Origin of the sequence: Carnobacterium alterfunditum DSM 5972 (genome assembly GCF_000744115.1) — a bacterium.
GTDB lineage: Bacteria > Bacillota > Bacilli > Lactobacillales > Carnobacteriaceae > Carnobacterium_B > Carnobacterium_B alterfunditum.
Genome location: NZ_JQLG01000004.1, coordinates 652,607 through 664,471, shown reverse-complemented (window position 1 = coordinate 664,471; position 11,865 = coordinate 652,607). Strand labels below are relative to the sequence as shown.

Genomic DNA, 11,865 nt, shown 5'->3' with positions numbered 1-11,865 from the left:
CATCAGAAATAGATCTGAGTCTTTTTCGGATCAACTATTTTTGAACTTTGCTATTTGCTTGGTAAGCGATAGGGGAAGTGGGAGGCACGGGAGCCACGGGAGCCACGGGAGCCACTTGTTCATCAAAGGACTTTTTATGAACAAGTAGAGCGGCATATTAGTATCACTCCCTTATGAAACAGCCCGGTACCAAAGAGTGAGACTAAAAAAAGTCATCACTCTTTGGTCAAAGTCGTTTTCACGTGAAAGTGAAGCAAGAAAAAATTCTTACTCCGCTATGAAAATAGTGCAAAGGTGATTTATCGTGCAGCAAAGTTTTTTTCGGACCCTTTTTACTTAAATCAGATCTAAAGGCTTCTTGGGATCCTACCTTTCCATAGAAAAAGCCTTTGCTAAAATCGCAAAGGCTTTAAAAGGGGTATGGATTACTCATTTATGGGGGTAAATAAGTAGAAAAAAAAGTTTCAGGTTTGGTATGTCTTTAGTATAAACGCTAGGTGTGAAAACTTAATGATCATTTCTTCCTATTTTGTGACAATGAATAAAAGAAAGTGTGAAGATTTTAGGAAGAAAGCTTTATTTGATTCAAGCCATCAAAAGTGTATAAATAGTAAAAGCTAAGAAAGCAATGATCAGTAAATTAAGGATGAAAAAGACAATCGTGTATGTTTGACTTCTGGCTTTCAAGGATAAAATCATTGATAACGTGCTTAATAAAACAGCAACAATGAGAACACCAAGAAAAACAGGAAAGCTAAACAATGAAAATTGACTTTGAATAAAAATTGAGAGGATGGTCAACACGATTGAAAGAGAAAATAAAATAGTTGGCCATTTTTGAGTGTTTTTTTTAGTATTATACATAAACTAGAACTCCAATCTTTTTAATGTGTATCGTCGACAAACTTAAGTATACAATGTGGTATTCTGCATAACAATAGTTTCCTAAAAGATGACTTATTTTTGTAAGAAAGGTAATGAAACATATTTAATTAAAGTTAAAATAACGGGTTCGATCAAGAAGCTAAATATTTGGTTGGCAGCTAATAAAATATACTTATGTAACTAATAAACGGGTCGATACAGTTAGATCCTGTCTAACTGTATCGACCCGTTCATCAAAAAGGTTATTTTTTTCGTTTTGTTTCAATAAAACCTTGGTAGAGTGAAGAGAAAGCGGCGAAGAGGATACCGGTTATTGGAAAAATGATCCAAGCCGTACCCCAAGCATTGTAAACAAAACCTAAGAATAAATAAACAGCTGTAGCTGATGGAAAGATAACCCCTGCAATCGTATCGGTCAGTTTGCTAGCAATGACTCTTTCAGGTTTATAATCACCAATTGAGAGCAGCTTTTCATAGGTGGAATTCAGAGTGCCATAAAAGACAAATAGGAAAACACCAACAGCTACAAAACCCAATAGGAAAATGACAGACCAAGCGCTATCTTCACCTAAAAGAACAACCGCTAGCAGTAACGAAATGGGAGCTAAAATACAAAGGATCACACCAGAAGCAATGGCCTTCGCAAAACTAGGCTTGAAATCTTTCATTTCTCGATTCAAGTTGACACGCGTATCGGGATCAAGAATGATATTTTTTTTATTAAGATCAAATTGTTCTTCCTTCGACCCAAAAATGATGAAAATGCCAACAGCGATAGCAATAAAAATAAAAAGTGGAATAACTGATAATATATCAATATTTTCCATAGCTGCTGAAGAAAAAACTAGAATGGCAACTTCACGGAATAAAATCATGATAGCCGGAGCTAAAATACAAAGAGCAACACCAGCTCCAATGGCCATTCCATACTTGGATCGGTGCTGCATAAACGCTTCAACTTGTGTTTCTGACAAATAAACGGAATGGTCATCAGTTTGTTCTGATTCAGTTTCTGAATGATACTCTGCAATAAGTTTATCAGTATGGCCAAATTCAGATAAAACTGCACCAATGGCTTCATTTTCACTTTTACCCTCTGCTTTTAGTTGACGATATTTATCTTCCATATCAGTGAGCATATCCTCTTTAAGCTGCAGCATTTTAGAAGTCCGGGGTAAATTAACAAAAATCGATTCGACATATTGCTTTATTGTGTCCATGAGTTTTATTCCTCCTCAATAAATTTGTCCATCCTATTTTTTAAATCCAGCCAGTTCCTTACTCCAACCATCTTGTTAACTAAAGTATACCTCCTTTACTTATAACAGATAAAGCAATCTGAACTGAATGAGCAAATTAAAATCATATGTATTACAATAGATAGAGTTCTCAGAAATGTTAGCGATAAAATTTTAGTTTGGAGTGAGTTATTTTGTTACAAAGTATTTTTTCAGCTAGTGCTGTTTATATTTCCACCAGCATTGATTATTTATTTATCTTGCTGATCATCTTTTCCCAAAGTCATACCAAAAAAGGGTTACGTCAGATTTATTGGGGCCAATATCTTGGAACAGGGATTTTAGTAATGGTAAGTTTGTTTGCAGCTTATGTGCTGAATTTTATTCCGCAAGATTGGATCATTGGTCTCCTGGGATTGATCCCGATTTACTTAGGCATCCGAGTTGCTGTAACAGGCGAAGAGGAGGAAGAAGAGGAAGTTGCTGAAAAGCTAGAAGCTAGAGGGACAAGTCGCTTGTTCTGGACAGTTTCTTTGATAACGATTGCTTCTGGTGGCGATAATCTGGGTATTTATATTCCTTACTTTGCTTCTCTATCTGTTTCAGAAATCATCATTGCCCTAGTTGTATTTGTTATCTCTATTGCTCTTCTTTGCTTTATCAGTTATAAATTGGCAAAAATTTCTTTTGTCTCGACTACTTTAGAAAAATATGAACGAGTTATTGTACCAATAGTATTTATTGGATTAGGAGTCTTTATCATGGTAGAAAATGACACATTACGAACGCTTTTAAACTGGATCAACTGAGGCTAATGAATTTTCGAAGTCTTAGAATTTAGTGCTTCGATACATACAAGCAGCGGATTTCATATACCGGGATGTGTGATGATAGAATCAGCTGTTACTTTAATGACAGATCAAAAAAAAGCACCACTCTCCTTTTTCTTTCAGGAGAGTGATGCCCTTTTTTAGTGCTAGGGAGTTTACATTCTAGGTGTCCGGTTTTTCCCTAAGATAAAAGCCAAAGCTATGATAACCAAGCCGACTAGAATAAATAGTGTGCCAATAATCGGGTCTCCTGATTTAACAGGTCCAAAGTAACCAAAAACGATGATCATCAGACCGATAACTAATAGAATTTTTCCTATAATGTTAAACATAACGCATACCTCCCGTACAGTGTTTGTTTAGCTAGTATAACAAATAAAGAATATTAATACGAATAAGAGATAAAAGAGCTGATAATAAGATAGCAGAAAAAAGGCAAAATAAATCATCTTCTTTGACTAAGATTTTTAAACGTCCTATACTAAATTTGAGCAAAGGATGTACTTGCTCAAAAGGTCTAAAAAAAAGAGAAAGAAGGAGAGATTTATGAGTAATTTATTTCCAGCAGGACGTGATTTCATGAATTTTAGTAAGAATTTTTTCGAAGATCCTTTTGACCACTTATTACCAAGCACAGCGAATTTCAATGTAGATATTCGGGATGAAGACGATGCTTATATCGTAGAAGCTGAATTACCTGGGATGGCTAAAGAGGCTATTCAATTGAAATATGAAGACAATGTTCTGTCTATTGGGGCAACCCAAGAAACAAGTAAAGATGAAAAAGATGATAAAGGCAACTACATCCGCAGAGAACGTTCAACTAAATCGTATAGCCGCCAATTCCTATTAAAAAATGTCAAAGATGAAGACATTGTTGCAGCTTTTGAAAATGGTATTTTAACAGTAACATTACCTAAAAAAGTTTCAGATGAAAATGATCCTAAACAAATTGAAATTCACTAAACAACTAAAAAGACCACAAAAAGGTGTTGAGACTTTTGTCTCAACACCTTTTTATATCGAATGTATCTCGAGAAACAAACCAGACGTCTGCTTTAAGAACCATATTCACCTAATTTTTAATGAGGTAATTCATGGCCGCTTCGAGGACGATCCGATCATTTTCATAAGTAATGAGAGCCAAGGCTGCTTCGAAACTTAACCAAGTACTGTCTAGGACTTCTTCTTCTTGTTTTTGAATAGCTTGTTCAGCAGCATACGCAATAAAATAAATCACGTCTTTTACAGTGCCTTCATATGGTGAGTAGTGAACAACGTGTCTAAAATGAGTATCTAGTTCAACCGTTAGATGCGTTTCTTCCATGATCTCTCGTAGTGCAGTTTCTTCTTCCGTTTCCGTTCCTTCTACATGTCCTTTTGGAAAAGCCCAATGTCCTCCATTGTGGTGTTTGATCAATAAAAATTTTGGCGGTTCTATTCCTTTTGTGACAATTATGGCCCCGCATGATTTCTCTTGTTTCATCAGTTATTCCTCCAGTAAGATAAGTTGTTTTGACTAGTATACCAAAAGTAAACCTAAAAGGTTAGCGGAGATGTTTTTTGATAAATTGTAAGTGGAATTGATTGAAAAAAGCGTTTAATTCTTTTATCATTAGGGGATGACAAGACTAAAAAAAATAAATGAATAAAAGTAGGAGAAAATTTATGAAACCAAAATACGATCCATTGTTTGAACCTTTTACATTTGCATCAGGAGTCAAAATCGATAACCGTTTAATTATGGCACCAATGACAACGAATTCTTCCTTTGAAAACGGAATGGTCACAACAGATGAAAAAAAATATTATAAAAGACGTGTTGCAGGTCTAGGAGCTGTCGTGACTTCATGTGCTCAAGTGATGGAAAACGGACGATTCGCTGGTTCGTTAAGTGCCGCATCCGATAACCGAATCGATAGTCTTTCAAAATTAGCAACAACGATCCAAGATGAAGGACCAAAAGCTATTTTGCAAATTTTCCATGTGGGCCGACTTGGATCCAGAAGGACTTTAAGAGGTGAACAACCGGTTAGTGCAAGTGCAGTAGCTTTGGATGTTGCAGGAGCAGAAGTACCAAGAGCGTTATCCGACGCAGAAGTACACGAACTAGTTGATGCATTTGGACAAGCGACTAGAAGAGCGATCCAAGCTGGATTTGATGGGATCGAATTACATGGGGCAAATAATTACATGATCCAACAATTTTTCTCACCACATTCGAATCGTCGTGAAGATCATTGGGGAGGATCACTTGAAAAGCGTATGAACTTTCCTTTGGCAGTCGTCCAAGCTGCAAAAAAAGCCATTCAAACTTATGCTGAAAAACCATTTATTTTTGGGTACCGTATTTCTCCTGAAGAAATAAAAGAACCCGGTATCACAATAGATGATACCCTTCAGCTTGTGGCTAAATTGAAAGAGCAAGGATTAGACTACATTCATGTCTCAACGAATGAATGGTCTCAAGGATCAGTTCGCAATCCAGCTGAAGCGACTCCTATTGTTCAACGTATCCAAGAATTTGTCGGAAAAGATTTCCCTATCATTGGAGTAGGGTCGATCATCACGCCGGATGATGCTTTGGAGACAATGAAATTGGGTATACCAATTGTTGCAATCGGTCGGGAATTAATTGTTGAGCCTGACTGGATCCAAAAAGTAAAATTAGGTAATGAAACAGCGATTCGTAAAAAAATCAAACCAGAGTATCGTAAAGATCTTATGTTGCCAGACGCCATGTGGGAGTACATTGAAAGCCGACCGGGTTGGTTTCCAATTGTTCATTAATAAAAACAAACATTAAAAATGATAGATTATACAGTAAGAGTCTGCTTAGGTAGCGACCCCCAAAAGTTAGAGTGAAATCTAAACTTTTGGGGGTTGTTTTTATGACAAAATATAGTGAAGAATTTAAGTTACAAGTTGTTCAAGAGTATCTAAACGGCCCTTTGGGCTTTCAATTACTAGCGAAGAAATATGCTCTTTCCTCTACAACTCCCCTTAATAATTGGGTAAAGGCATACCGAAAACTTGGTTTGGACGGTTTAAAAAGGAAACAGACGAAAGCAGCTTACTCTGTTCAATTTAAGGTAGATGTATTACACTTTATAAAACAGACAGGCACTTCTTATTCAGATACAGCCATTACCTTCGGCATGAATAATCCTTCCCTTATCGCAAATTGGAATCAAGCTTTCCAAGGCAAGGGAATTGAAGGCCTAAAACCACACCCAAAGGGGCGTCCTTCAATGACTAAAAAACCAAAAAAACAGCAACTGAAACCAGGCACATCAGCAGATTGTTCTAGACAAGAATTAGAACGAGAAATTGAACTACTGAAATTGGAGAATGCCTATTTAAAAAAGTTGAAAGCTTTTCAGAAGAATCCCGACGTCTTTCTCGAAAAGCACAAGCAGCAGTGGCATACGAACTTAAAGAAGAAGGATTCAAACTAAAAGATATCCTTCTGGTGGTGGGTATTCCAGAGTCAACCTATCACTATTACGTAAAGCAATTAAAAAAAATAGATAGTAATCAGCGACTAAAAGAACAGATTGAACAACTTTTCTTTCAGTTCAAAGAGCGATTTGGATACAAACGCATTACAAATGAACTGAAGAAACTAGGTTATAGTGTCAATCACAAGAAAGTTTATCGTCTCATGAAAGAAATGGGTTTGAAGTGTGTTAAATTTATTAGAAAATCTCGGAAATATAACTCTTATAAAGGAAAAGTAGGCACTATTGCCAAGAATAAGTTAAATAGACGCTTCTCTACATCCATCACTTTACAGAAGCTCGTCACCGACGTGACAGAGTTTAAATGTACAGGCGGAGAAAAGCTCTACCTTAGTCCTATTCTAGATCTATTTAATAGTGAAGTGATAGCTTATGGAATAAATAAACGACCTATCCTGGACTTAGTGATGAAACCTTTGGAAGAAGCCATCGGCATGCTTAAAGAATACGCCACGGTTCGTACCACTCTTCATTCTGATCAAGGTTGGCAGTATCAGCATAATCATTGGGTCAAAACACTAAAGAAAAATAACGTTTTTCAGAGTATGTCTCGCAAGGCGACTTGTGCAGATAATGCGGCAATAGAAAATTTCTTCGGCATCCTAAAACAAGAAATGTATCATGGGGAGAAATTAGTCAGTTATGAGGAATTGAAATCAAGAATTGAAGAATATATCGAATGGTATAATCATGTTCGATCAAAAGCAAAATTGGCTGGCTTAAGTCCGGTAGAATACCGAATTCAAACCAGCCAATCAGCTGAATAATAAAAACTCTAACTTTTAGGGGTCAGCACCTTATCAGGAAACTGATGAACAGACTCTTATTTTGTTATATATATATCGATTGTTTAAAAAATAGTGTTCCAAAAGAAATTACTTCTGGAATAACGGGTTTGCTTGTGGAGAGCCATGGGAACACCTGAAGCCTAAAGAGAAAGTTGTCATGGTTGTTGCTGCTTTAGCAGCTTACAAACATGATACACTTGGGCGTTATTTGCCCACAGTGCTTCATTTTAGGCTACAAGCAAACCCTATTCCGCTAGAAATTTCAAGGAAGTGATTAAACTAATCTATTACCACTAAATTCTTTGCTAAAAAGAGTTAAGGCATGATAGTCAATTGCAGTCTCATTTTCTACCAATGAGGCTACATTTAAAATCAATGGTTGGGTAAGGTGAAGAGGGGTTGGACTTATGTCCCAGCCTTTTTTTTGAGGAGGAAACACGAACAATCTAGTTATGAAAAGAATAGAGAGATTGCTTTTTAATGCTTTACATAATGTTTTCAAGCAGTTATACTAAAAAAGTAGTAATAAAGACGAAGTATGAAACGTTTTTAAAAATAAATGTTCGTATTTAACGGGAGGGTTATTTTGGAAGAAAGAATAGGAAATCCAGAAAGAAAAATCGTATTACCGAAAAAAAGAGGGGAGAAGGGGGAATTGCACCGAAACCCGAATCGAATCTTATTTATCAAGTAGACGATAAACCAGGCTTTTTCTTGATGACTCTCTTAGGATTTCAAAATATACTGACTGCTTTTGGCGGGATCGTAGCTGTGCCCTTAGTGATCTCTGGTATTGCAGGATTTGGGGTCGCAGATACTTCTTATATGATCAGTGCAGCCTTGTTGGGTTCGGGCGTTGTTTCAATCATTCAATCCAAAGGAATCGGGCCGAAGTGGTTTCGTGTAGGAGCCGGTCTTCCAACGATCATGGGAACCGATTTTGGTTTCGTCGGTCCAGCAAATGCAGTCATCAATACAATGGGTGGAGGGATAGCTGGTTATTTTGGTGGGACCATGATGGGAGCCGTTTTAGAGATCAGCTTAAGTTATTTTATTAAACCTTTAATGAAATTTTTTCCGACAGCCGTAACAGGGACCGTTATTTCACTGATGGGATTAACGTTGATGCCTGTTGCCTTTGATTGGGTAGCCGGTGGAGTAGGATCAGCTAACTATGGTTCACTGCTTAACTTAACGATTGCTACAATTGTATTTTTGATCATTGTTATACTGAATCATTATGGGAGTTCGAAAATCGGGCCTGCAGCAGTACTGATCGGGATCGTTGTTGGTTATGTGATGTGTATCCCGCTTGGAATGGTTGATTTCGGTCAAGTAACTCGAGCTAATTGGTTCGCTATGCCGCAGCTCTTTAAATATGGTGTGAGTTTTGATTTGAAATTTGCTATTCCATTTATCTCAGGCTACTTAGTAACAGTTATTGAAACAGTGGGTGTGATGCAGACTATTGGTGTGGTAACAGAAACCGAATTAACCGATGATGATATTGCAAATGGTGTCCGTGCTGATGGAGTCGGGTCATTTATTGGACCGGCGATTGGGTCAGGCCCGGTGGCGACTTTTAGCCAAAATGCTGGATTGATCCCTTTAACGCGAAATGCCTCTCGCTCAGTTGCGATCGCAGCCGGTGTTCTATTGATGTTAATGAGTTTCTTGCCTAAATTTGCGACACTTGTATCGATCATGCCAATGGCTGTTCTAGGTGGAGCAGGAGTTCTGATGTTCGGCAACGTAGCCGCGTCTGGCGTGAAATCATTGTCTCGTGTGAATTTTGACAACCGCAATCTGATCATTGTCGCTGCCGGATTAGGTGTTGGACTTGGCGTGGCTTTCCGGCCTGAAGTAGTAGCCGGGTTGCCAGGAATTCTTGGTGGATTATTTTCATCAGGGATTTCCGCTGGAACGATCGTTACCTTATTTTTGAACATTATTTTGAAAGAAAAACCAGCACTAGAAAGCGAAACAATTTAATCAAACAGCAAAACGTTCATCACTCTGATTTAGGAGTGGTGAACGTTTTTTTTAGCTTTAATGAGTTGGTGATTTAGTGAGGCTGTGATACGCACTCATTCGTGAAATAACCTTCCACGTAAAAGTAAGGTAGGAAATAGTGTCAACTCATTCGTCAACAGGGTACTAACGAATGAGTAAGACATGAAAATATGTTTACTTCTACGTCAAATGAGGCTGCTCGTAGAAGTAGACCCTAGAAAGGCTTTCACTCTTTCATGAAACATGCGCCAAACGGGAAAAAAATGGCGTTGACTACTTTTCACTATAATACGTCATCTGCCGGGACAAATGACGATGGTAATTTTTTTTTAAGATCACGCGGATCCGTTCTTTAGAGTAGATTGCTCCACACCATTGGTAAATCCGATTTGTCGTCATTAAGCTTTCAGGAAAGAGCAGTCTAAATTCTACAATACTACGCTCAATGGCACTTATAATGGTTTCTTTGTGGCCGCATGCGGCACAAAAGTAAGTTTGTCTTGTATCTCTATAGCTTGTTGAGAAGCAAATGGGGCATAAGATTCCTTTCTGCAATTGATCGAAATGATAAATAGGTAAATTATCGGGACGATAATTTTCATTATGTAACGCTTTTAATTTCTTCCCAAGTTCCACCTGTTTATCTGTGATTGAAAAATTTTGATCAGATAAGGTGTTAAGGTGCTTAGGCAATTGATTTGAAAATAGAAATAGTTTGTTTGGCAGCAGAGAGTAAAGATTGAATTCTGGATCAATAAAAACAATAAGAGGATGTATCGGCAATCGGTACCCTAGACTAAGCATCACATTATAAAGAAAGGTCACACTTCTGTCGATTTGTCTCAGGGGATTAAGGATTTTGTAGCCCGATTCCGTGAAAAATGACTCTTCTCTATAAAAGTATGAACTGGCATAATTTTTAACTTCATACAAATAGACGGCATCAGTCGTGATGAGAAGGGAATCGATTTGAAAAACAGTATCTCTATGGGTCAGAACAAGATCGTTCAATATGAGACATGACTGGTGAGATCGACTCATACAAACATCAAATTGTTTTTCACCAGCAAAACCTTTTAATTGATTTTCATATTTTATTTTTTCCTCATCCGGCAAATTCATTCGATAATTCAAAGATTCTAAGATGCGGTGGGTGACCGATTTTGTTCGTTCTTTTAATAGCATTAGTTTATCGCGCTCCTTAATTTTGATCATTCTCCTTTAATATAAGAAGAAAATAGCAAAAGTCATTTTTTATATCCTCATTTCAATGGGAGAGTTGTTCATGAAAATGTTTTTTTCGGGGAATAAGTTTTCATGTAAGAGTAGAGAAGAGAAGGAGCTACAGTCTTCCGTGAAACGGTCTAGTACGAAAGAGTGAAACAAGAAAACTTCCGAACTCCTTCGTCAATAGGCCGTTCATGAAGGAGTGAGACGTGAAAATGGGTTTACTCCTACGTCAAACGAGGTTCCATGTAAAAGTAGACCATGGAAATGTCCTCACTTCTCCGTCAACGAATCTAACTTAAAGCAACTCCAGAGATTAAGCTCATGAAGATATTTTTTTTAGTAAAAAAGGTTTATGAGTGGTATACTGAAAACGATTTCTCAGATAGAAAGAAAGCGAGCTGACAGATATGAAAAGAATGTTTTTAGGAAAAAGTGAATTAATGGTGCCAAATATTGCATTAGGGTGCTGGACAATGGGCAATTTGTCACCTCAAGAAGCGAGTAAAGTAGTTAACAATGCATTGGACTTAGAAATTGATTTTTTTGATTTAGCTGATATTTACGGCGGAGGAAAAGCTGAAGAGATTTTTGGAAAGGTCATTGAAATGGACCCTGCTATCCGCGAAAGAATGTTGCTTCAATCTAAAGTAGGTATTCGAAAAGACAGTTACGATTTTTCGAAAAAGTATTTACTTGAGAGTGTAGACGGTATCCTTAAACGTATGCAAACAGATTATTTAGATGTACTGCTGTTGCACCGTCCAGATGCATTAGTTGAACCTGAAATTGTAGCCGAAGTTTTTGATGAATTGGAAAAAAGCGGTAAAGTACGCAACTTTGGTGTCAGCAATCATAACCCTCATCAAATTAAATTATTGAAAAGTTACGTCAAACAGCCCTTAGTTGCGAATCAAATGCAATTTAGCTTGAAGCACACCGGCATGGTGGATGCTGGGATCAATGTGAATACGAAGTTTGATAGTGGGATAAACCGCGATGGCGGAGTATTGGATTATTGTCGTTTGGAGGATATTACTTTGCAAGCTTGGTCACCAATAAAAGATGGTGGAGATATTTTCGTAGATAATAAAAACTATCCTGAAGTGAATGCCAAATTGAAAGAAATCGGTGAGCGTTACGGCTTGTCTAATGCAGCTGTGGCTGTTGCTTGGATTCTACGTCACCCTGCTCATATGCAAACGGTTGTTGGAACAATGACATTAGAGCGCTTGAAAGGTTATGCAAAAGCTTCTGAAGTAACGATGACTCATGATGAATGGTATGAGATCTATCTAGCTGCTGGAAATATTTTGCCATAAACGGTAAGCAAAAAGTATTTTTGCAAATAGAATAAAATAAA

At 37.4% G+C, this 11,865-nt stretch carries 12 protein-coding genes; 7 read left to right on the top strand and 5 right to left on the bottom strand.

Annotation, left to right across the window (positions count from 1 at the left end; translation table 11 throughout):
* Positions 1-585: 585 nt before the first annotated feature.
* Complete coding sequence (locus tag BR50_RS03600) at positions 586-864, bottom strand: hypothetical protein (protein ID WP_034546351.1); 279 nt, start codon at positions 862-864, stop codon at positions 586-588.
* Between the two features lie 263 nt (positions 865-1,127).
* The gene (locus tag BR50_RS03595; RefSeq protein ID WP_034546349.1) at positions 1,128-2,105 is read right to left on the bottom strand and encodes a permease prefix domain 1-containing protein; all 978 of its coding nucleotides are present in this window, start codon (positions 2,103-2,105) and stop codon (positions 1,128-1,130) included.
* Positions 2,106-2,317: 212 nt separating this feature from the next.
* Between BR50_RS03595 and BR50_RS03590 the strand changes: the two genes are divergently transcribed.
* Positions 2,318-2,932 (top strand): CadD family cadmium resistance transporter, encoded by a 615-nt coding sequence (locus tag BR50_RS03590; RefSeq protein WP_034546348.1) that lies wholly within the window; start codon positions 2,318-2,320, stop codon positions 2,930-2,932.
* 176 nt (positions 2,933-3,108) lie between these two features.
* Here BR50_RS03590 and BR50_RS12865 read toward each other — a convergent pair whose 3' ends face one another.
* Positions 3,109-3,285: a hypothetical protein gene (locus tag BR50_RS12865; protein WP_170206178.1), complete on the bottom strand. Its 177-nt coding sequence runs from the start codon at positions 3,283-3,285 to the stop codon at positions 3,109-3,111.
* Between the two features lie 214 nt (positions 3,286-3,499).
* On the opposite strand from BR50_RS12865, the gene BR50_RS03585 reads away from it, so the two are divergent.
* A complete protein-coding gene (locus BR50_RS03585; RefSeq protein ID WP_051905728.1) occupies positions 3,500-3,919 on the top strand; it encodes an Hsp20/alpha crystallin family protein in 420 nt (139 codons plus the stop codon).
* A 109-nt stretch (positions 3,920-4,028) separates the two neighbouring features.
* On the opposite strand, the gene BR50_RS03580 is transcribed toward BR50_RS03585, so the two are convergent.
* Positions 4,029-4,439 carry a bis(5'-nucleosyl)-tetraphosphatase gene (locus BR50_RS03580; protein ID WP_034546344.1) on the bottom strand — a complete coding sequence of 137 codons (411 nt, stop codon included), beginning with the start codon at positions 4,437-4,439 and terminating at the stop codon, positions 4,029-4,031.
* A gap of 182 nt (positions 4,440-4,621) precedes the next feature.
* Here BR50_RS03580 and BR50_RS03575 point away from each other — a divergent pair, with 182 nt between their 5' ends.
* The 4 genes from BR50_RS03575 (at position 4,622) to BR50_RS03560 (ending at position 9,254) form a co-directional block, all read left to right on the top strand.
* Positions 4,622-5,743: an NADH-dependent flavin oxidoreductase gene (locus tag BR50_RS03575; RefSeq protein ID WP_034546343.1), complete on the top strand. Its 1,122-nt coding sequence runs from the start codon at positions 4,622-4,624 to the stop codon at positions 5,741-5,743.
* 101 nt (positions 5,744-5,844) lie between these two features.
* Entirely contained in the window at positions 5,845-6,411 is a 567-nt protein-coding gene (locus tag BR50_RS03570) for a helix-turn-helix domain-containing protein (RefSeq protein ID WP_034546224.1), read from the top strand.
* Positions 6,375-7,241 carry an IS3 family transposase gene (locus tag BR50_RS03565; protein ID WP_081884465.1) on the top strand — a complete coding sequence of 289 codons (867 nt, stop codon included), beginning with the start codon at positions 6,375-6,377 and terminating at the stop codon, positions 7,239-7,241. The genes BR50_RS03570 and BR50_RS03565 overlap by 37 nt, the downstream gene beginning before the upstream one ends.
* A 738-nt stretch (positions 7,242-7,979) precedes the next feature.
* Positions 7,980-9,254, top strand: coding sequence for a nucleobase:cation symporter-2 family protein (locus BR50_RS03560; RefSeq protein ID WP_245792823.1), 1,275 nt, complete (start codon positions 7,980-7,982; stop codon positions 9,252-9,254).
* A 294-nt stretch (positions 9,255-9,548) separates the two neighbouring features.
* On the opposite strand, the gene BR50_RS03555 is transcribed toward BR50_RS03560, so the two are convergent.
* Entirely contained in the window at positions 9,549-10,460 is a 912-nt protein-coding gene (locus BR50_RS03555) for a nuclease-related domain-containing protein (protein WP_034548931.1), read from the bottom strand.
* Between the two features lie 452 nt (positions 10,461-10,912).
* On the opposite strand from BR50_RS03555, the gene BR50_RS03550 reads away from it, so the two are divergent.
* On the top strand, positions 10,913-11,824 hold the full coding sequence (locus BR50_RS03550; RefSeq protein WP_034546338.1) for an aldo/keto reductase: 912 nt from the start codon (positions 10,913-10,915) through the stop codon (positions 11,822-11,824).
* Positions 11,825-11,865 lie beyond the last annotated feature (41 nt).